The sequence below is a fragment of the Variovorax sp. 10N412 genome (assembly GCF_056394985.1).
Window position 1 is genome coordinate 918088 of record NZ_JBFTIO010000001.1, and the last position, 20762, is coordinate 938849.

The 20762-nt window shown below is 66.7% G+C and carries 21 protein-coding genes; 4 read left to right on the forward strand and 17 right to left on the reverse strand.

Annotation, left to right across the window (positions count from 1 at the left end; all coding sequences use genetic code 11):
* Nucleotides 1-62: 62 nt before the first annotated feature.
* The 13 genes from AC1DJH_RS04605 to AC1DJH_RS04665 all read right to left on the reverse strand — a co-directional run bounded on the left by AC1DJH_RS04605 (nt 63) and on the right by AC1DJH_RS04665 (nt 11163).
* Nucleotides 63-1562, reverse strand: coding sequence for a DegQ family serine endoprotease (locus AC1DJH_RS04605; RefSeq protein WP_478184856.1), 1500 nt, complete (start codon nt 1560-1562; stop codon nt 63-65).
* A 121-nt stretch (nt 1563-1683) separates the two neighbouring features.
* A complete protein-coding gene (locus tag AC1DJH_RS04610) occupies nt 1684-2766 on the reverse strand; it encodes a MucB/RseB C-terminal domain-containing protein (protein WP_472116576.1) in 1083 nt (360 codons plus the stop codon).
* A gap of 25 nt (nt 2767-2791) precedes the next feature.
* A complete protein-coding gene (locus AC1DJH_RS04615) occupies nt 2792-3466 on the reverse strand; it encodes a sigma-E factor negative regulatory protein (RefSeq protein WP_478184857.1) in 675 nt (224 codons plus the stop codon).
* 17 nt (nt 3467-3483) lie between these two features.
* Nucleotides 3484-4158, reverse strand: coding sequence for an RNA polymerase sigma factor RpoE (gene rpoE, locus AC1DJH_RS04620; RefSeq protein ID WP_478184858.1), 675 nt, complete (start codon nt 4156-4158; stop codon nt 3484-3486).
* 10 nt (nt 4159-4168) lie between these two features.
* The gene (locus tag AC1DJH_RS04625; RefSeq protein ID WP_435435256.1) at nt 4169-4651 is read right to left on the reverse strand and encodes a hypothetical protein; all 483 of its coding nucleotides are present in this window, start codon (nt 4649-4651) and stop codon (nt 4169-4171) included.
* Between the two features lie 13 nt (nt 4652-4664).
* Nucleotides 4665-5909, reverse strand: coding sequence for a beta-ketoacyl-ACP synthase II (gene fabF / locus AC1DJH_RS04630; RefSeq protein WP_435435255.1), 1245 nt, complete (start codon nt 5907-5909; stop codon nt 4665-4667).
* A 99-nt stretch (nt 5910-6008) separates the two neighbouring features.
* Nucleotides 6009-6248 carry an acyl carrier protein gene (acpP, locus tag AC1DJH_RS04635; protein ID WP_007830471.1) on the reverse strand — a complete coding sequence of 80 codons (240 nt, stop codon included), beginning with the start codon at nt 6246-6248 and terminating at the stop codon, nt 6009-6011.
* 99 nt (nt 6249-6347) lie between these two features.
* On the reverse strand, nt 6348-7091 hold the full coding sequence (gene fabG / locus AC1DJH_RS04640; protein ID WP_435483052.1) for a 3-oxoacyl-ACP reductase FabG: 744 nt from the start codon (nt 7089-7091) through the stop codon (nt 6348-6350).
* Between the two features lie 31 nt (nt 7092-7122).
* Entirely contained in the window at nt 7123-8076 is a 954-nt protein-coding gene (gene fabD, locus AC1DJH_RS04645; RefSeq protein ID WP_478184859.1) for an ACP S-malonyltransferase, read from the reverse strand.
* Nucleotides 8077-8128: 52 nt separating this feature from the next.
* Nucleotides 8129-9106 carry a beta-ketoacyl-ACP synthase III gene (locus AC1DJH_RS04650; protein WP_472116566.1) on the reverse strand — a complete coding sequence of 326 codons (978 nt, stop codon included), beginning with the start codon at nt 9104-9106 and terminating at the stop codon, nt 8129-8131.
* Entirely contained in the window at nt 9106-10203 is a 1098-nt protein-coding gene (gene plsX / locus AC1DJH_RS04655; protein ID WP_472116563.1) for a phosphate acyltransferase PlsX, read from the reverse strand. Before plsX ends, AC1DJH_RS04650 begins: the two co-directional genes overlap by 1 nt.
* A gap of 61 nt (nt 10204-10264) precedes the next feature.
* On the reverse strand, nt 10265-10447 hold the full coding sequence (rpmF, locus tag AC1DJH_RS04660; RefSeq protein WP_007830466.1) for a 50S ribosomal protein L32: 183 nt from the start codon (nt 10445-10447) through the stop codon (nt 10265-10267).
* A gap of 146 nt (nt 10448-10593) precedes the next feature.
* Nucleotides 10594-11163, reverse strand: a complete 570-nt coding sequence (locus AC1DJH_RS04665; protein ID WP_478184860.1) for a YceD family protein — start codon at nt 11161-11163, stop codon at nt 10594-10596.
* 82 nt (nt 11164-11245) lie between these two features.
* On the opposite strand from AC1DJH_RS04665, the gene AC1DJH_RS04670 reads away from it, so the two are divergent.
* The 3 genes from AC1DJH_RS04670 to AC1DJH_RS04680 are packed head-to-tail and all read left to right on the forward strand — an operon-like array spanning nt 11246 to nt 13745.
* Nucleotides 11246-11827, forward strand: a complete 582-nt coding sequence (locus tag AC1DJH_RS04670) for a Maf family nucleotide pyrophosphatase (protein ID WP_478184861.1) — start codon at nt 11246-11248, stop codon at nt 11825-11827.
* Entirely contained in the window at nt 11824-12591 is a 768-nt protein-coding gene (locus tag AC1DJH_RS04675; RefSeq protein ID WP_472116554.1) for an SAM-dependent methyltransferase, read from the forward strand. Before AC1DJH_RS04670 ends, AC1DJH_RS04675 begins: the two co-directional genes overlap by 4 nt.
* Nucleotides 12592-12593: 2 nt before the next feature.
* A complete protein-coding gene (locus AC1DJH_RS04680; RefSeq protein WP_478184862.1) occupies nt 12594-13745 on the forward strand; it encodes an MFS transporter in 1152 nt (383 codons plus the stop codon).
* A gap of 4 nt (nt 13746-13749) precedes the next feature.
* Here AC1DJH_RS04680 and AC1DJH_RS04685 read toward each other — a convergent pair whose 3' ends face one another.
* From AC1DJH_RS04685 to AC1DJH_RS04700, 4 genes are read right to left on the reverse strand one after another with little or no spacing between them, the layout of a single operon-like run.
* Nucleotides 13750-14766, reverse strand: a complete 1017-nt coding sequence (locus AC1DJH_RS04685) for a S49 family peptidase (protein ID WP_435435246.1) — start codon at nt 14764-14766, stop codon at nt 13750-13752.
* A 1-nt stretch (nt 14767) separates the two neighbouring features.
* Nucleotides 14768-15136 (reverse strand): Rieske (2Fe-2S) protein, encoded by a 369-nt coding sequence (locus AC1DJH_RS04690; protein ID WP_435493734.1) that lies wholly within the window; start codon nt 15134-15136, stop codon nt 14768-14770.
* A 10-nt stretch (nt 15137-15146) separates the two neighbouring features.
* Complete coding sequence (locus AC1DJH_RS04695) at nt 15147-15818, reverse strand: HAD family hydrolase (protein ID WP_472116546.1); 672 nt, start codon at nt 15816-15818, stop codon at nt 15147-15149.
* Nucleotides 15811-16911, reverse strand: a complete 1101-nt coding sequence (locus AC1DJH_RS04700) for an RluA family pseudouridine synthase (RefSeq protein ID WP_478184863.1) — start codon at nt 16909-16911, stop codon at nt 15811-15813. The genes AC1DJH_RS04695 and AC1DJH_RS04700 overlap by 8 nt, the downstream gene beginning before the upstream one ends.
* Nucleotides 16912-17473: 562 nt before the next feature.
* On the opposite strand from AC1DJH_RS04700, the gene AC1DJH_RS04705 reads away from it, so the two are divergent.
* Nucleotides 17474-20749 (forward strand): Rne/Rng family ribonuclease, encoded by a 3276-nt coding sequence (locus AC1DJH_RS04705; RefSeq protein WP_478184864.1) that lies wholly within the window; start codon nt 17474-17476, stop codon nt 20747-20749.
* The last annotated feature ends 13 nt before the right edge of the window (nt 20750-20762 follow it).

Sequence of the window (20762 nt, forward strand, 5' to 3'; positions counted from 1 at the left end):
CACCTCAAAAAAACGGCCCCAAACCCGACTGCGGGGTGGGGCCACTTGACGCGAGCGCCAGATCAGCGTGCGGGCCTGATCAGTGCGTACTGCGCCCAATCGCCTCGCCGGAACAGCACGCTGAGCGCCTTGCTCTTGTCCGCCTTGCCGACCACGGACTCGAAGTCCCGCGCGTTCGATACCTCGGCGTTGCCCACGGCCAGGATGATGTCGCCCTCGCGCAGACCGGCACGGGCTGCAGCTTCACTGGCGGCGTCGACCTTCACACCGCCCTTGATCTTGAGCTCCTTCTTCTGCGCATCGGTCAGGTCGCTCACAGCCAGGCCCAGCGACTTCGCTGCGGCAGACGCCGGCGGCTTGGGTGCAGGCTCGTCGCGATCGCTCGCGCGCTTGGCAGGCTTGTCGGCTTCTATCTCGGCGATGGTCACGCTCAGGTCGCGCGAGGCGCCGCGTCGGAACACCGTGAGCGTGCTCTTGGTGCCTGGCTTGGTGTTGCCCACCAGGCGCGGCAGGTCACTCGGCTTCTCGATGGCCTTGCCGTCGAACTTGGTGATCACGTCGCCCGGCTCCACGCCGGCCTTCTCGCCCGGCGAACCCGCTTCGACACCGCGCACCAGCGCGCCCTGCGCCTTGCCCAGGCCGATGGCCTCGGCCACATCCTTGGTGACCTGGTCGATCTGCACGCCGATGCGCCCGCGCGAAACACGTCCCGAGGTGCGCAACTGGTCGCTCACGCGAATCGCCTCGTCGATCGGGATCGAGAACGAGATGCCCATGAAGCCACCCGAGCGCGAATAGATCTGGCTGTTGATGCCCACCACCTCGCCGCGCATGTTGATCAGGGGCCCGCCAGAGTTGCCGGGATTGATGGCCACGTCGGTCTGGATGAACGGCAGGTACTCGCCCGTGTCGCGCTGCTTGGCGCTCACGATACCGGCCGTGACGGTGTTCTCGAGGCCGAACGGCGAACCGATGGCCATCACCCACTCGCCGACGCGCAGCTTGGAGATGTCACCGACCTTCACGGCAGGCAGGCCCGTGGCCTCGATCTTCACCACCGCCACGTCGGTGCGCTTGTCGGCACCGACGATCTTGGCCTTGAACTCGCGCTTGTCCGGCAGCGTGACCATCACCTCGGAGGCGTCTTCCACGACGTGCGCATTGGTCATCACGTACCCATCCGCCGTCAGGATGAAACCGGAGCCGACACCGCGCGGGCGCTCCTCTTCCTGCGGCTGGGCAGGCTTGTTCGGCCTCGGGCCCGAACGTGGCTGGCCCTGCTGCCCCGGCTGACCCGGAATAGGCTGTCCGAAGAAGCGGCGGAAGAACTCCTGCATTTCCTCGTCCATCTCGCCGTTGCCGCCGCGTTGCGCGACCTTCTCCACAGTGCGAATGTTGACCACGGACGGGCCGACCTGATCGACCAGGTCGGTGAAATCGGGCAGCGTGCGCGTCTGCGCCTGGGCCGACTCCACCGGCAGGAAACTCGCGCTCGCTGTCAGCGCAAGTGCGACAGCCAGCAGGCCGGAACGAAGCTTGTGTCCCTCGACTTTGAAGATCATCGGTTTTCTTTCAAAAGAACAGAGCGGCTGGAAACAATGTTTGTGAGTCTGCGCTGCGTGCTTGGTTCAGCGCAATCGGCGATGGATGCTCAATGGGCGATTGTCCGCAACCCTGCCGCCATCAACGCGTGCGCGCAAGACTCTGGGCGAATGCGTTGAGCGTCTGCTGAGGCACTTCGCCGACGGCCGTCAGCCACCAGTCGCTGGCCGGCTCGGGCAGGCGCCGGCGGATGGCATTCGTCGCGCCGATCGTCAACACGCCGTCGCGCGGGGCGCGCGCCGCGTCGTAACGCTCGATGAAAAGCGACACCGAGGCCAGGCCATCGGAGAAGGTCCACTGGACGGTGGTCGCATCCTGCTTGGGCTTGTCGCTGCTGTCGCCGGCCGCCGTCGGTCGGCGGAAGAAGCTGCGGGGCTTGAAACCCGCCACGGGCGCCTTGAGCATCCAGCCCTCGTCCTGTGCGTTGCTGCGCTCGAGCTCCAGCTTTTCGACGCGGTAGCCCGAGGTGTTGGCCATCATCTGCGAGAGCGCCTGCGCCTTGACGGGTGCGTCGAGCTGCAGCTCGGAGAATGCCGACTGCTCCACCACGCGTGAATCGCTGTCGAGGGTCTGCAGCTTCACCACGAGACCCGAACGGCGCTCGCTCCAGATGCGATAGCCGAAACGCAGCCCGTCGTGCGGTACGAGCTGCACCACGTCGGCGTCGAAGCCGGCCACGCGATCCTTGCCGACGGCACGCACGTCGTAGAAGTCGCCGATCGACAGATCGGGCTTGTCCGGCAGATTGGGGAACAGATCGAGGTTCTCGCGCTTCTCGACCTTGACGACCTTCGCTTCCGGCAGGAAGGTCATGACGCTGCGATTGCGCCGGAAGGTAGAGCGCTGCGGCCCCGACAGGGCCTCGATGCGCTCGATCTGGTGCTCGCCGTCACGCACATGCCAGATCCGCGCGCTCGAGAGGTCACCGCCCGGCGCCGACACCACGAAGGTGCCGATGTAGTTGCGCTGGCGAGCGCCCGCATGCATGCGCTGCAGCCATTCGGTGACGCTCATTGCCGGTGGTTCGTCGGTCTGGGTCGTTGCCGCAGGGCTCTTCGCATTCACGGCACCCGAGCGGGTTTGCGCGGTCGAGGTCTGCGCCAGGCACAAGGCAGCAAACACGAGCACGCAGGCACGTGCGGAGATCGGCATCTGAACGGTCATTGCGGGCGGCTGCGGGCGCGCGCGGTCAGCGCGTCGGCCCCTCGAAGGTCGCGTTGCGCAGGAAACCGGAAGGCATCTGCGATGCGCCGCCGGCTTGCTGGTGGGCCTCGAGCAACTGGTCCAGCCGCGGATCGCGCAGCATGACCTGCGGGTTGCCGTTGCCGACGATCACGCGGGTCGGAGTAAGTGTGTTGGCAGCAGGCTGGTCGCTCCCGAAGGCCGCCGCAGCCAGCACCGAATTCACCGCCGGTTGCTGTTGTTGCTGCACCGACGCCACCTGGGCACCGGCTTGCGGCACAGGGGCACCATTGCCGACCAGCGTCCAGCTGATGGCGGCCACAGCCATCAGCGACGCGGCGCCAGCCACCAGCTTCCAGCGGAACACCGGTTCGTTCGCCGCTTCCGCCCTGGGCTGAACCGGCAGCGCCAGCGGCGCGACAACTGGCACCGCGGCGGGCACGGACACCACAGGCTCCGCCGCCAGCCGCTGCTGGAAACGCGCGAGAAACGCCGAGCTGTCGCTGCACGGCGCGTGGGAACCCGAGCGCAGCACGTCGCCCGCCACGTGGTACGCCTGCCATGCCGCGCGCGCCTCGCCACCGGCACAGACCGATTCGATCGCCTGCGCGAACGCCTCGCCCTGCAAATGACCATCCGCAAGTGCGGACACCTGTTCACGAACCGTCATCGTCTGATTCATTTCATTCACCTGCTTGCTTACCAACGCTTGCCGGACTGGTTGTCCAACATCGGTTTGACCCTGGCCGAAATGGCCTCACGCGCGCGGAAAATACGCGAACGCACCGTGCCGATCGGACAATCCATGACCTCGGCGATCTCTTCGTAACTCATGCCCTCGATTTCACGCAGCGTCACCGCTTGCCGCAATTCGGCAGGCAGGGCGTCCATGGCAGCCTCGACGGCGCTGGCGATTTCATTCGCCGCCAGGATGGATTCAGGGGTTTCGTCGGTGGTTGGTTCGTTTCCAGGACGGTAAGTTTCATCGTCGTCATCAGAAGACGGCCTCAATGCCGCTTCGGAGACAGTCGGATCGCGCTTCATGTCCACGAGCGCCTTCTTGGCGGTGTTGACGGCGATCCGATAAAGCCAGGTGTAGAACTGCGCATCGCCGCGGAACTGGTGCAGCGCGCGGTAGGCCCGAATGAAGGTCTCCTGGGCGATGTCTTCGACCAGGTCGACATCGCGCACCATCCGCCCGATCAGGCGCTCGATGCGGCGCTGGTACTTGATGACCAGGAGTTCGAAGGCCTTCTGATCACCTGCGACCGTGCGCTGGACCAGTTGAAAGTCGACCTCGCCCGGGCGAGGCGCCCCTTCGGGCGCCTCGGTCAGGCCGGAATCCGGCGGCACGGGCGGCGGAGAAGTGGTCATCGACGAAAGTTCAGGGCGCGTCGGCAGGGGCCGTCGCGCGCCAGGTGTCGCCCGCAGGCGCGGCGGACGGGGGGCGCGAATATACCGCACGGCGCACATCGCGCCAGCGCTCGGGCAAGGCGCGCTGTTCGGCCCAGACCCAACGGCGCGCACGCCCCGGCTCGCTGAGCCGAAGCAGCATCAAGGACTGGAAGTCGAGCGCCACCAGCACCCGCGCGGCATGCACGCCCCGGGACGCATGAGCCCCCGTCAGCGACCAGTGCAGCCCGTCGAAATGCAGCACGCCCACGCCATCACGCCGCAAACCGAAGCCCGCGGCAACGCCGGAGAAAACGACACTGAAAACCAGCAGCAGCTGGCGCCATCCGCTGCTATCGATCAGATAACAGGACGCGCCCGCGCAACATGCGCCCAGGGCCCAAAGGACAAGGAGAATCCGGGTTGCGCCCCGCGAGCGCCCCACCGGATAAGTCACCGACGGTGCGCTGTGCATGAAAAAGCAATGCTCAAGCGCGCTTGAACACCAGCGTGCCGTTGGTGCCGCCGAAGCCGAAGTTGTTCTTGACCGCGACATCGATCTTCAGATCGCGCGCCTCGTTGGCGCAGTAGTCGAGATCGCACTCCGGATCCTGGTTGAAGATGTTGATGGTCGGCGGGCTCTTCTGCTCGTGCAGCGCAAGCACCGTGAACACCGATTCAATGCCGCCCGCGCCGCCCAGCAGGTGGCCGGTCATGGACTTGGTCGAATTCACGACGAGCTTCTTCGCGTGATCGCCGAACGCCAGCTTGACCGCATTGGTCTCGTTGAGGTCGCCGATCTGCGTGGAAGTGCCGTGCGCGTTGAGGTACTGAACCTCGTCGGCATTGACGCCGGCGTTGGACAGCGCCATGGCCATCGAACGGCGGGGACCGTCGACGTCGGGCGCAGTCATGTGATAAGCATCGCCGGTCAGGCCGAAGCCCGCGACTTCCGCGTAGATCTTGGCGCCGCGCGCCTTGGCGTGTTCGTACTCCTCGAGCACCAGCACGCCGGCGCCCTCGCCAAGCACGAAACCATCGCGGTCCTTGTCCCAGGGACGCGAAGCCGTGGCGGGATCATCGTTGCGGGTGCTCAACGCGCGAGGCGCGGTGAAGCCGCCGATGCCGAGCGGAGAGATGGTCGACTCGGCACCGCCGGCGATCATGACGTCGGCGTCGCCGTACTCGATCATGCGAGCTGACGTGCCGATGGCATGAAGGCCCGTGGTGCAGGCAGTGACGACCGCGATGTTCGGGCCCTTGAAGCCGTACTTGATCGAGACGTGGCCGGAGATCATGTTGATGATCGACGCCGGCACGAAGAACGGCGACACGCGGCGCGGGCCGCGAGCAACCAGTTCGCCGTGCGTCTGTTCGATCATCGGCAGACCGCCGATGCCCGAGCCGATGTTGCAACCGATGCGCACGGCTTTTTCATAGGGCAGCGCTTCGCCGGTGGGCAGTCCGCTGTCCTGCACCGCCTGGATGGCGGCGGCGAGACCCAGATGAATGAAGCGGTCCATGTGACGCGCTTCTTTCTCCGAGATGTATTGGGTGATGTCGAAACCCTTGACCTCACCTGCGAACTTGCAGGCGAAGGCGCTTGCATCGAACGCGGTGATGTTCGCAATGCCCGACTTCCCGGCCAACAGGTTGGCCCAGGATTCGGTTGCGGTGTTTCCGACAGGAGCGATGCAACCGAGCCCGGTCACGACGACGCGGCGTTTGGTCATGCCGGCAAACCTTTCTGGAAGCGCTGAACAGTTGCCTGTCGGCGCGAGCGGTTTAAAGAAAAGCCGCCGGCCGCAGTTGCAGTGTGCTCAGCTGGCCTGTCAGGCCTTTTGATTCTTGGTGGCGTAGTCGACGGCGTTTTGCACCGTGGTGATCTTCTCGGCATCTTCGTCGGGGATCTCGATGCCGAACTCGTCTTCGAGTGCCATCACGAGTTCGACCGTGTCGAGCGAGTCAGCGCCGAGGTCGGCCACGAAGGCCTTTTCATTCGTCACTTGAGACTCTTCCACGCCGAGTTGCTCGGCGATGATTTTCTTGACACGTGCTTCGATATCGCTCATTTGGTTCCCTCTGAGGGTTGTAGGTAATCTGTGGATTTTAGCCGGGCGCATTGTGGCATTTGCCGTGCACCCGGTGCGGGAAAAGATTGCGCCTTGCGGCTACATGTGCATGCCGCCGTTGACGTGCAGCTCCTGCCCCGTGACGTAGGACGCCTGGGGCGATGCGAGGTAGGCCACTGCGTGCGCGATGTCCGCCGGCTTGCCCAGGTGCCCCAGGGGGATCTGCTGGAGCAGCGCCTGTTGCTGGGCTTCGGGAAGGCTGGCCGTCATGTCCGTCTCGATGAAACCGGGTGCGACGCAGTTGACCGTGATGTTTCGGCTGCCGAGCTCGCGGGCCAGCGCACGGGTCATGCCCGCGACACCGGCCTTGGCGGCGGCGTAGTTGGCCTGTCCGGCATTGCCGGATGCGCCGACAACGCTGGTGATGCTGATGATTCGGCCATAGCGCTGCTTCATCATCGGACGGATCACGGCGCGCGAAAGGCAAAAGACCGCCTTGAGGTTGGTGTCGAGCACCGAATCCCAGTCGCTGTCCTTCATGCGCATGGCGAGGGTGTCGCGCGTGATGCCGGCGTTGTTGACCAGCACGTGGATTGCGCCGTAGGCCTTCACGATCTCGTCGATCAGGGCTTCGACGGCGGCGCCGTCATTCACGTCGAGCGCACGGCCGCGTCCGTCGAAGGCACTGAGCGCCGATGTGATCTTGGCGGCGCCATCGTCGGTGGTGCCGGTGCCCACGACCTTGAGGCCGCGTTGGGCCAGTTCCAGCGCAATGGCCGCACCGATCCCGCGCGTTGCGCCGGTGACCAGGGCGACTTGCCCTTCGAATTTGGGAATGCTCATAAAGAAAAAAGTGTCGAGGCCTTGGCGCCGTTCAGCCGGCGAGCGATTGTCGGGTGTCCGCGAGCGTGGCCGGGTCGTACACCGACGCGGACTCCAGATCGGGGGCGATGCGCTTCACCATGCCGGCCAGCACCTTGCCGGGGCCGCACTCGATGATGGAGGCTACACCGCGCAGTTTCAAGGCCTGCACGCTCTCGACCCAACGAACCGGGCCGGCCGCCTGGCGCACCAAGGCGTCGCGGATGCGATCCGCATCGGTCTCGACAGCGACGTCGATGTTGTTCAGCACGGGAATCCGAGGCGCGGCCAGCGCGATCGAGGCCAATTTTTCGCGCAGCGCTTGCGCCGCGGGCTTCATGAGGCTCGAATGGAAAGGCGCCGACACCGGCAACAACAGCGCTCGCTTGGCACCATTGGCCTTGAGCAGTTCGCAGGCCTTGTCGACCGCGGCCTTGCTGCCGGCGATCACGGTTTGCATCGGGTCGTTGAAATTCACGGCCTCGACGATTTCGGCGCTGCCGGCACCAAAGCTGGCCGTGGCTTCGGCGCACCCCGCCACCACCTTGCCCGACTCCATGCCGAGCACCGCCGCCATCGCGCCGACACCCACAGGCACAGCCTGTTGCATCGCTTGCGCGCGGAAACGCACGAGCGGCGCCGCCTGCGAGAGCGTCAGCACGCCCGAAGCCACCAGCGCCGAGTACTCGCCGAGCGAATGACCGGCCACGACAGAAGGCGTCGCCCCGCCTTCGGCAAGCCAGGCGCGCCACGCGGCGATGCCTGCCACCAGCATCACGGGCTGGGTGTTGGTCGTGAGCGCCAGCTCTTCCTTCGGGCCGTTCTTGATCAGCGCGCCGATGTCTTCATCCAGCGCATCGGAGGCTTCACGCAGCGTTTCGGCCACGGCGGGGTGATCGCCCCAGGCGTCGAGCATGCCGACCGCTTGCGAGCCTTGACCCGGAAAGACAAAAGCAAAGGATTTCATTTTGGATGTGTCGTCTGGAATGCAGCAGCCCCATTCGGGCCGCCGCAACACACTACAGATTCAGGAGCACTGCGCCCCAGGTGAAGCCGCCGCCCACGCCTTCGAGCATGAGGGTTTCGCCTTTCTTCACCTTGCCGGAACGCACGGCTTCGTCGAGCGCCAGCGGAATCGAGGCGGCCGAGGTGTTGCCGTGCTCGTTGACCGTGACGATCAGCTTTTCGCGCGGCAGCTTGAGCTTCTTGGCCGTGCCTTCCATGATGCGGATGTTGGCCTGGTGAGGAATGAGCCAGTCGATGTCGGCCTCCGTCTTTCCAGCCTTCGCCAGCGTGGCACGCGCCGCTTCTTCGAGCACGCGAACCGCGAGCTTGAAGACGGCTTGGCCGTCCATGTGCAGCAGCGGCGTGCCCAGCACGTTGCCGCCGGACACATGGCCCGGCACACAAAGAATGCCGACGTGCTTGCCGTCCGCATGCAGGTCGCTGGCCAGGATGCCGGGCTGCTCGCTGGCTTCAAGCACCACCGCGCCCGCGCCGTCACCGAACAGCACGCAGGTCGTGCGGTCGTTGAAGTCGAGGATGCGGGAGAACACTTCAGCGCCGACCACAAGCGCACAGCGCGCGGTGCCGGTGCGGATCATCGCGTCGGCGACGGTCAACGCATAGACGAAACCGCTGCAGACCGCCTGGACGTCGAACGCCGGGCACCCCGCGATACCGAGCTTGTGCTGAAGAATCGCGGCCGACGACGGAAACACCATATCGGGCGTCGAGGTCGCGACGATGATCAGGTCGATGTCACTGGCCTTGCGGCCCGCGGACTCCAGGGCATGCCTGGCAGCCTCGAAGCCGAGATCGCTGCTGGTGACGTCCGGCGCGGCGAAATGCCGTGCGTGGATGCCAGTGCGCTCGATGATCCACTGATCGGAGGTCTCGATGCCGCGCGTCGCCAATTCCTTGGCGAGGTCGTCGTTGGTCACGCGGCGTGGGGGCAGATAGCTGCCGGTGCCGGTAATGCGTGAATAAGGAGTCATCAAACGTGAAGGGCCGTCGCGTCGACCGGCGCCGCCGGTTCCTGCCGCGCGAGCAAAGGCGCGGCGTGGGCGATGCGGGCCCGCACGCGATCGAGCAGGTTGTTGCGAGCGGCATCATAAGCGCGATCCAGCGCGTGCCCAAAAGCCACTTCGTCCGCAGAACCATGGCTCTTGAACACCAGGCCGCGCAACCCCAACAATGCCGCGCCGTTGTATCGACGATGATCCAGGCGGCTTTTAAAGGCTTTTAGCACCGGATAAGCCACGATCGCAGCCGCTTTGGTGAAGATGTTTCGCGAAAACTCGACGCGAATGAATTCACCAATCATCGAAGCAACGCCTTCGCTGGCCTTCAGCGCCACATTTCCAACGAAGCCGTCGCAGACGACGATATCGGTCGTTCCCTTGAAGATGTCATTGCCTTCCACGTTGCCGAAGAAGTTGAGATCCTTGGAGTTGGCCGCCGTACGCAGCAGTTGACTCGCTTTTTTGATCGTTTCACTGCCCTTGATGGCCTCTTCGCCAATATTGAGCAAACCGACTGACGGCGACTCGTTGCCCGTCAAAGCAGAGACCAACGCCGAGCCGAGCACGGCAAATTGAAGCAGGTCTTCTGCGTCGCAATCGACGTTCGCACCCAGGTCGAGCACGGTCGTCGCCCCGCCCTTGGCGTTGGGGAGCTGCGGGGCAATCGCGGGGCGATCGATGCCGTCGAGCGTCTTGAGCAGGTAGCGCGCGATCGCCATGAGCGCACCGGTGTTGCCGGCCGAGATGGCGGCCTGAGCAGCGCCATCCTTGACCTGCTGGATCGCGACGCGCATCGAAGAGTCTTTCTTCTTGCGCAGCGCAATCTCGATCGGGTCGTCCATGCCCACCACTTCGCTGGCAGCGACGATGCGGGCACGCGGATGCGCGGCAAAGCCCGCCAGTGCGGCCGGCGCACCGACCAGCAACAGCGAGGCCTCGCTATGCCGCTCAAGAAACGCGCGGCAGGCCGCGAGCGTGACGCGCGGCCCATGGTCGCCCCCCATGCAATCCACGGCGAGCGTGATTGCGGAAGGCGCAGCAGTGATTTCGGGGGAAGAAGGCGTAGCCATCAAAACAAAGGCCCGACGCTACGGCAGAAGTAGCTTCGGGCCTTGGCCTTGGGATGCGAGATCAGGCTTCGGACTTGTTCTTGAGCACCTGACGGCCACGGTAGAAACCGTTGGGGCTGATGTGGTGACGCAGGTGCGTTTCGCCGGTGGTCGGTTCCACGGCGATGCCGGGCACGACCAGCGCATTGTGGGAACGGTGCATGCCGCGCTTGGAAGGCGACTTCTTGTTTTGCTGGACGGCCATGATGGCTCCTGGACTGTGATGTGAGTGAAAGGATGCGGGCTCAAGCGGTGGCAATGCAGCGACATGTATGGAATGTCCTTGTCTGCATTGCTGCTCACGGCGGCGCGCGCGAAGCCCATGATTATAGCCCAGCCTGAGCGAAAGGGCTACTTGCCCTCTTTCGAACCATCTTCCGGCCTGCGCCCGCGCAATCCGTCGAGCACGGCAAAGGGGTTCGGCTTGGCTTCTTCGGCGGCCTTGAAGTCCTCGTCGCTGGACGACAGCTGGACCGGGACCGGGCAGACGTCATGGACGGGCATGACGGGTATTTCCATCAGCAGCTCGTCCTCGATCAGCGTGTGGAGATCGAAATCCCGGCTCAGCACGAGCAAATCTTCATCGGAATCGTCGTCTTCCGCCTCCGCAGTGGCCTCGTCCGCCACGAAACGGAACCAGCGGTCCGCGAAGATCTCGGTGTCGACCGGTGACAGGCAGCGCTGGCAGACCAGCGGCACCACAGCTTCGGCCTCCACGTGCATCCAGGCCACGGGCTTGCCGTCCGCGCCGGGGCGCTCTTCCCCGCTGGCCGTCCAGCGGACCAGGGCATCGGGCGCCGGAGCCGCCAGTTCAGCGACCAGGCGTGCATAGTTGGGAACCGGGTCGGCGGCTTCCAGGGTGGCTGCGGCGGCGGTGAAACCGGGCACATTGAGCCGTTCGGGGGCAAATTCTCTCTTCATCCGCGCCAGTCTATCGCGCCTGCCGCCTCACCGGTTCGGGACAAGCCAGAGGAGCCAGGCGGGCTCACGCACAATCGTGGCCATGCAACGCACTGTGATCCTCGCCTCGACCTCGCGCTATCGTCGCGAACTGCTGAACCGACTGCGACTGCCCTTCGACGTGCAGTCGCCGGAAGTCGACGAAACACCCCTGCCCGGCGAAACGCCGCACGACCTGGCCGTGCGTCTGGCGCTGGCAAAGGCCAACGCCGTGGCCGCCCGCTTTCCGCAAGCCGTGGTCATCGGCTCCGACCAGGTGGCCGACCTGGCCGGCGAGGCGCTCGGCAAACCCGGCGACCATGCCCGCGCCACCGCCCAACTGCGCCGGATGCGCGGCCAGACGCTGGTCTTCCAGACGGCCGTGGCCGTCGTGTGCCATGCCACAGGCTTTGTCCAGCGCGACATCGCTCCCGTGCGCGTGGTGTTCCGCGACTTGCCCGACGCCGCCATCGAACACTATTTGCAAGCCGAGCAACCCTACGACTGCGCCGGCAGCGCCAAGAGCGAAGGCCTCGGCATCGCGCTGTTGAGCGCGATCGACAGCGACGACCCGACCGCGCTGGTCGGCCTGCCGTTGATCCGCACCTGCCGGATGCTGCGCGCCGCGGGAGTCGACCTGCTGTGACACAAGCCAAAGGAAAGCTCTACCTCGTGCCCGCGCCGCTCGATTTCGGCTGCGACGTCCAAGCCCCGCTGCAGGACGCCCTGCCGCTGGGCACGCTGCAGACCGCCGCCGGCATCACGCATTGGATCTGCGAGAACGCGAAGTCCGCGCGCGCCTATCTGAAGCGCATCGACGCCGTCGCGCCGCTGGCCGCACCCCTGCAGGCGCAGACCATCCAGGAACTGCCGCGCGAAGTGCACAAGAAAGGCGACCACGCTGGCCAGTTCGACGCCCGCCCCTTGATGGCCGCCGCGCTCGAAGGCCACGACATCGGCCTGCTCAGCGAAGCCGGCATGCCGGCGGTGGCCGACCCCGGCTCTTCGGTGGCACGCGCCGCGCATGAACTGGGCATCGAGGTGGTGCCGCTGACCGGCCCGGTCTCGCTGCTGCTGGCGCTGGCCGCCAGCGGACTGAACGGCCAGAACTTCGCTTTCGTCGGCTACCTGCCGCAGGACGCGGTCGAGCGCCAGACGCGCATCCGCGAGCTCGAGGCGCTTGCGCTCAAGTCGGGCCAGACGCAGCTGTTCATCGAAACCCCCTATCGCAACGCGGCGCTGCTCCAAGCGCTCGTGCAGACCTTGCAGCACAACACCCGGCTCGCGGTGGCGCGCGGACTGACGCTCTCGAGCGCCCACGTGCGCAGCGAGACCGTGAAATCCTGGCGCGCCAAGCCGCAAGGCACCACGGACGAGCGCCTGCCCGCCGTGTTCGCGATCGGCCGCTGAACATGCTGGCCGTCACCGCAACCACGCGCTGGGCGTCGCGCGCGCAGTTCTTTTCCGCCGGCTTCATCTTCGCAACCTGGGGCGTGCACGTGCCCACGGTCAAGGCGCACTACGGCATCGACGAGGCGCAACTCGGCCTGGCGATGCTCGCGGCTGGCGCAGGCGCGATGATCGGGCTGACCAGCGCGGGCCGCTGGCTCGGCCGCTACGGGCCACGCCGCGTGGCCGGCCTGTGCGGCTGCATCTACGCACTGCTGCTGGCCGGCCTGATCGCAATGCCCGGCTACGCCGCACTGCTCGGCCTGCTGGCCGCCTTCGGCCTCGTGACCAGCGTGTTCGACGTGTCGATCAATACCGAGGCGGCGCAGCTCGAACTGCACGGTGGAACCCCGCTGATGAGCGGCATGCATGGCATGTTCAGCCTGGGCGGCATGGCCGGCGCTGCGAGCGGCAGCGCGGCGCTCGCCGCCGGGCTCGGCGCGCAGGCGCACCTGCTGATCGTCTCCGCGGTGATGGTGCTGGTGGTTGCCGTCGCCTCGACGCGCATGCTGCCCTGGCCCGCCACCAGCGGCGCCACCGAAGCCAACCATGGCTTTCTGGTGCCGCGCGGCGTGCTCGCCGTGCTGGGCGTGCTCGCCGCGCTGGGGCTGATCGCCGAAGGCGCCATCTACGACTGGAGCGTGCTCTACATGCAGCAGGAAGTCGGCAGCCCGCAGCAGCAGGCCGCGCTGGCCTACGCGAGCTTCTCGGCGGCGATGGCGGCGGCGCGCTTCGGCGGCGACGCCATGCGCGCGCGCTTCGCACCGACCTCGCTGCTGCTCGGCAGCGGCCTGTTGGCGGCCGCGGCCATGACGCTGGTGCTGAACACCGACCTTCCGTGGCTGGCGCTGGTCGGCTTCGCGGGCGTGGGCGTGGGTTTCGCGAACGTGGTGCCCATCCTGTTCTCCGCCTCGGCGAAGGTGCCGGGCGTGGCGCCGGCGCGTGGCATCGCTTCCGTGTCGGCCGTGGCCTATGTGGGCTTCATGGCAGGCCCGGCGGTGATCGGGCTGCTGGCGCGGGCGACCTCGTTGACCGCCGCGCTCTATGTGGTCGTGGTCTTCGCCGCGGCGCTGGCAGCCTCCGCGCGCTACACCGCCAGCGGCGAAGACAAGTAAGCGATCAACGCAGCGCGGGCGCGGTGTGCATCAGGCGCACCGTGGTTTCGGCCATGGCGGCGCCGAACTTCTTGGCCAGCTTCTCGGCCACGTTGTCACGCCGCGTGTAGTCGATCACCTCTTCGGCCTTGATCACTTCGCGGGCCACGTAGTCGACATTGCCCAGTTGGTCGGCCAGGCCGTATTCAACCGCTTGCTCGCCGCTCCAGAACAGGCCGCTGAACAGGCCGGGCGTGTCCAGCTTCAGGCGGTCGCCGCGGCCGGTCTTCACCACGTTGATGAACTGCGCGTGGATCTGGTTGAGCATCGTCTGCGCATGGGCACGCTGTGCGTCGCTCATGGGGCTGAACGGGTCGAGGAATCCCTTGTTCTCGCCGGCCGTCAGCAGGCGGCGCTCGACGCCGACCTTTTCCATCACGCCGGTGAAGCCGAAGCCGTCCATCAGCACGCCGATGCTGCCGACGATGCTGGCCTTGTCGACGAAGATCTTGTCGGCAGAGGCGGCAATGTAATAGGCCGCCGAGGCGCAGGTTTCTTCGACCACCGCGTAGACCGGCTTCTTGTACTTGGCCTTCAGGCGCTTGATTTCATCGTTGATGATGCCGGCCTGCACCGGGCTGCCGCCGGGCGAGTTGATCAGCAGGATCACGCCCTTGGCGCCCTCGTCCTCGAAGGCCGTCTTCATGGCGGCCACCACGAACTCGGCGCTCGCGTCCCCGCCATTGGCGATTTCGCCCTTGATCTCGACGACGGCCGTATGGGCCGTGGTCTTGGCCGTGCTCGGCGCGCTGCGCGACAGCGCGAGCCAGGCCAGGAAGATGAAGAAGGCGAGCCAGGACACCCGCACGAAGGTCTTCCAGCGGCGCGAGGCCTTCTGTTCGTTCAGTGCGGCGAAAGCCAGCTTTTCGAGCGTGGCGCGCTCCCAGCCGGGACGTTGCGTGGGATCTTTGGCCATGTTCTTGGGGGGCACCGGCTCAAATGGTTCGAACCCTTCGGGTTCTGTTCGGGTCGGGTCGGTCATGTCAGAAGCTCAGGGGGTGGAGGTTCCAGTCAGTATGCCAGTGCACCACGCCGTCATGCTCGCTCAAGGCGATCTTCACAAGCCCCCCGCGGCAAGGGCCGCCCGCGCATTCGCCGGTGTCGGGCCTGTAGACCGCGCCGTGCGTGGCGCACAGCAGCCATTGCCCCGTGTCGTCGAAGAAGCGGTCGGGCTGGAAGTCCATCTCCATCGCGACATGGCTGCACCGGTTGAGAAACGCATGCGCCTGCCCCTCGAAACGCACCGCGAAGGCGCGGCAGGTTTCGCCGCCGTGGACCACATCGAAAGGCACGGCCCGGCCGCCTTCGACCAGGTCGGCGGCATTGCACAGCGGGATGCGTTCTTCGCTCATGACGCAATTCTCAGGCGTTGTCGAGGAGCCACGCCTGGAGGTCGGCAATCGAGTGCGCGACATGCAGCGGCTTGAATTCGTCGAAGCTGGCGGGCTCATGCGCACCGTAGCTCACGCCCACGCCGGCGGCGCCAGCGTTCTGTGCGAGCTGCAGGTCGTGCGTGGTGTCGCCGATCATCAGCGTGCGTTCCGCGGTCACGTCGAGTTCTTCCATCAGCTCCAGCAGCATGCGCGGATGCGGCTTGCCGAAGGTTTCGTCGGCGGTGCGCGAGGCCTCGAAGCGGTCGCGCAGCGCCACCGACTTGAGCGCTTCATTGAGCCCGCGGCGCGACTTGCCCGTGGCCACCGCCAGCTTGTGACCACGTGCGCGCAAGGCATCTAGCATCTGCAGCACGCCGTCGAACAGCACGAGGTCGTCCTGGTGCTGCAGGTAGTGGTAGCGGTAGCGCGCGCCGAGCTCAGGGTATTTTTCCTTCGGCACATCGGGCGCCGCGCGCGCGAGCGCCTCGGCCAGGCCCAGGCCGATGACCCAGGCGGCGTCGTTCTCGCTCGGTTTGGCGCCGCCGACGTCGACCACCGCGGCCTGGATGCAGCGCACGATCAGGCGCGTGGAGTCGTAGAGGGTGCCGTCCCAGTCGAAGGCGATCAGGTCGAAGCGAAGAGGTCTGGAAGATTCAGTCATGGGCCGTGGAAGTGGGGTGTTGGGCCAGCGCCTCGAGGGCGGCGGGCGGCATCAGCGCGAGGAGTTCGGGCGGCAGGTCGGCCTGCAGTGCCACGCGCTCGCCGCTGGCGGGATGGTTGAACTGCAGTCGCCAGGCGTGCAGGAACATGCGTTTGAGCCCGAGCTTTTGCAGCGCGCGCTGCCGCTCGAACTCACCGTACTTGTCGTCGCCGGCAATCGGATGGCCGGCCGACGCGAGGTGAACGCGGATCTGGTGCGTGCGGCCGGTCTTGATGGTGACCGCCAGCAGCGACAGCGGGCCGGCATCGCCCGGCAGCGTGAGCCGCGCCAGCACCCGCACCAGCGTGATGGCGCGCATGGCGTCCGGGTGGTCCTTGGCGACCACGCGCACGCGGCGCTCGCCGGCGCCCGCACCGGAACCGTCTGGCAGCAAATACTTGGCGAGCGGCGCGTCCAGCACCTTCTTGTTGGCGGGCCAGGCGCCCTCGACCAGCGCCAGGTAGGTCTTGCCGGTCTCGCGCTCGCGAAACTGCTCCTGCAACGCGACCAGCGCGCTGCGCTTCTTGGCGACCAGCAGGATGCCGGAGGTTTCACGGTCCAGCCGGTGCACCAGTTCCAGAAACCTGGCGCCCGGGCGTGCCGTGCGCAGCTGCTCGATCACGCCGAAGCTCACGCCGCTGCCGCCATGCACGGCCACGCCGGCCGGCTTGTCGAGGGCCAGCACGGCATCGTCTTCCAGCAAAACGGGGAACTCGCGCGCCGGCGCGGGCGGGGTGGCGCCCTCTTCCGCGCGCGCCGAAATCCGGATCGGCGGCAGCCGCAGCACGTCGCCGGCCTCGATGCGGGTGTCGGCGTGCACCCGGCCCTTGTTGATGCGCACCTCGCCCGACCGGATGATCCGGTAGACGTGCGTCTTCGGCACGCCTTTCAGATGGCGGAACAGGAAGTTGTCGAGCCGCTGCCCGGCGGATTCGGCGTCGACCGTGAGGAACTGGATGGCCGAAGCGGGCGCTGCGGCGTCATCCGGGGCTTTTCGGTCTGCGGGATTTGGAGCAGCCGTGGGGCCCTGCTTCGCACCTATAATGTTTTTCACCAGCGCGGTCATTTAAGTGCTTGATTAGACAGAAGTTTAGTCCACTGCCATCAAACACCCAGGACCACGCTGTGAGGTCGATGCCGCTTCGGCGCCCAGCTGCAAACCCCGCGCAATTGCGCAAAGTGGCAGAGCAGGCGCCCAAGTCAAGCCGACACCCACGAAACACCGATACGGAATACCCAGCCTGCAGCTGATCCAGCTGCAGGCGGATCGAAGCGAGTCCCTTGTTGTGTTGATGCTGCTGATTCAAATTTGCCTGCGCTGGCCCGCCTGGTTTCGACCAGCGGCCTCAGGCATTGAACTATCGGTAGCGCGCGCCACCCTTGCGCAACCGGCTATCAAAAAGATAGCTACTCAACACCGAACCTGGCTCGCGCCCATCCACGCGCCCCCACCCCGGCTGTCTTCTTGAGTTAACGCTCGAGAGGCCTGCTCGCGCCTGGCGCGGCAGTGACAGCATCCGGGGCCCAAGCGGCAATTCCCTGGTTTCGCGGGCGTCGTCCGTGCATCGTTGGCCCTTCACGGGCCGGTAGAACGATACATATAAGGACAACGCATCATGAAGCGGATGCTGATCAATGCCACGCAAGCTGAAGAGCGGCGCCTGGCCATCGTCGACGGGCAGAAACTGCTCGACTACGAAATCGAAATCGAAGGGCGCGAACAGCGCAAGGGCAACATCTACAAAGCGGTCGTGACCCGCGTCGAGCCTTCGCTCGAAGCCTGTTTCGTCGACTACGGCGAAGACCGCCACGGCTTCCTGCCGTTCAAGGAAATCTCCAAGCAGTACTTCGCCGAAGGCGTGTCGGCCAGCCAGGCCCGCATCCAGGACGCGATCCGCGAAGGCCAGGAACTCACCGTCCAGGTCGAAAAGGAAGAACGCGGCAACAAGGGCGCGGCTCTCACCACGTTCATCTCGCTGGCCGGCCGCTATGTGGTGCTGATGCCCAACAACCCTCGCGGCGGCGGCGTTTCGCGCCGCATCGAGGGCGAAGACCGGGCCGACCTCAAGGAGGCGATGGACCAGCTCGAATACCCGAAGGGCATGAGCATCATCGCGCGCACCGCCGGCATCGGCCGCTCGGCGCCCGAACTCCAGTGGGACCTGAACTACCTGCTCAAGCTCTGGGGCGCCATCGACGGCGCGGGCAAGGGCGGCAAGGGAGCCTTCCTGATCTACCAGGAATCGTCGCTCGTCATCCGTGCCATTCGTGACTACTTCAATCACGACATCGGCGACATCCTGATCGACACCGACGACATCTACGAACAGGCGCAGCAGTTCATGGCGCACGTCATGCCCGAGCATGCCGCCCGCGTGAAGCGCTATCGCGACGACGCGGCGCTGTTCAGCCGCTTCCAGATCGAGCACCAGATCGAGTCGGCCTACGCCCGCACCGTGCAGCTGCCCTCGGGCGGCGCCATCGTGATCGACCACACCGAAGCACTGGTCTCGGTCGACGTGAACTCGGCCCGCGCCATCAAGGGCGGCGACATCGAGGAAACCGCGACCCGCACCAACCTCGAAGCCGCCGACGAAGTGGCCCGCCAGATGCGCCTGCGCGACCTGGGCGGCCTGATCGTCATCGACTTCATCGACATGGACGAGTCGAAGAACCGCCGCGAAGTCGAAAGCCGCCTGCGCGACGCGCTGCGCCAGGACCGCGCCCGCGTGCAGTTCGGCTCGATCAGCAAGTTCGGCCTGATGGAAATGAGCCGCCAGCGCCTGAAGCCGGCGCTGAGCGAAGGTTCGTCGATCCCCTGCCCCCGTTGCGGCGGCTCGGGCCACATCCGCGACACCGAATCGAGCGCGCTGCAGATCCTGCGCATCATTCAGGAAGAGTGCCTGAAGGACAACACGGCCGCCGTGCACGTCCAGGTGCCGGTCGAGGTGGCGTCGTTCCTGCTGAACGAAAAGCGCCCCGAGATCGCCAAGATCGAGCTCAAGCAGCGCGTCACCGTGCTGATGGTGCCCAACAAGACGCTCGAAACGCCGAACTACAAGCTCGAGCGCCTGAAGCACGACGATCCTCGCCTCGACCACATCGAAGCCAGCTACAAGATGGCCGACGAGATCGAAGACCCGACGGCCGTCACGCGCCGCTCGCAGGAACCCACCAACAAGCAGACGCCGGTCATCAAGGGCGTGCTGCCCGACGCACCCGCGCCGGTGGTGCCGCCCAAGCCGGAAGCCGTGCGCGCGCCTGTCGCAGCCGCACCCGCACCGGTCGTCGCGCCGCCCGTGGTGAGCGCACCGGTGCCGGCACAGACCGGCTTCATGGGCTGGATCAAGAGCCTGTTCGGCGGCACGCCGGCACCTGCCCCGGCACCCGCGCCGGCGGTGATTCCGGTCGAGCCGCCCAAGCCCCGCCGCGACGGTCGCCCGGGCCGCGATGGCGAAGCACGCGGCGCACGTGACGGCGAACAGCGCCGTGGCGGACGCGGCGAAGGCCGCGGCGGCGAGAGCCGTGGTGGTGAAGGTCGTGGCGAAAACGGCGCACGTTCGGGCGGTCGCGACGGTGAACGCCGTGGCGGACGCGGCGGCGAGCGCCGTGAAGGACGCGAAGGCCGTGAGGGTCGCGAAGGCCGCACCGCAGAACTGCGCGCCGACGGCACCAGCGCGCCGCGTGAACAACGCGAGCCACGCGAACAGCGCGAACCCCGCGAGCCGCGTGAAGCGCGCGCACCGCGCGAATCGCGCGAAGGCGAGCAACGCCGCGGTGGTCGCGGCGAGCGCCGCGAAGGCGAAGGCCGTGAAGGCCGCAACCTGCCGGCGGAAGCACTCGACGGCAACGTGAACCCCGAAGCCCAGCAACTGGCTCCCGGCGCAGGCGAAGAAGGCAACGTGACCGAGCGCGCACCCCGTGCCCGCCGTGAACGTGGCGAGCGCGGCGACCGCGCAGAACGTGGCGGCGAACGCAACGGCGACAGCAGTGCGCCGCGCGAACGCAGCGCCGAAGCCGGCGAAGGCGCCGCGCAGGGCGAACGTGCGCCGCGCAACGGCCGCGACGAGCCGCGCGCACCGCGTGGCGACCGCAACGACGGCCGCCGCGAACGCCGCGACGAGGCACCGCAAGCCGAAGCCGACGCCCGTGGCGCCGAAGCCGCGGCAGCCGATGTCGATCAAGGCAACGACGCCGCCAACGGCAACAACGACCAGGCACCGCGCCGCGACGGCGACGAGCGCCGCGGCCGTTCGCGTGACCGTTACGGCCGTGACCGCCGCGAACGCGGTCCGCGCGACGAGAGCGAAGCCGGCGCGGCCAACGCACCGGTCGCGGAAGGCGTGCTCGGCGTCATCGCGGCGGAAGCCGTCGAAACGCAGCAAGCACCGGCCGCCCGCCAGGAGCCCGTGCCGCAGGTGTCGGAACGTTCCGAAGCGGCTGCCGTCGCAGCGCCGCAAGAGCGCGAACCCGCACCGCAGCAGCCTCGCGCCGAACGCCCTGCACCCGCACCGGTGCAAGCGCCTGTTGCAGCGCCGATCGCGGTCGAAAGCGCCAAGGCACCTGCCGCCGCGCCCGCAGCCGCTCCCTCGGTCGCCAATGGCCGTGCGCTGCCGAAGGTCCAGTCCTTCGAACTGCCGCTGGGCGAACTCGCACAGATCGCGGAGAGCTCGGGCCTGCAATGGGTCAACTCGGACGCCGAGCGCATCGCTCAGGCGCGCGCCGCGATTGCCGCCGAGCCCAAGCCGGTGCATGTGCCGCGCGAACGTCCGCCCGTGGTGACGCTCGACGAAGGCCCGCTGGTGCTGGTGGAAACCCGCCGCGACCTCGGCGCGATGTCGCTGCCGTTCGAGCAACCCGCCGCCGGCGCGGAGCAGCAACGCACGCTCTGAGCAGCACACGCTC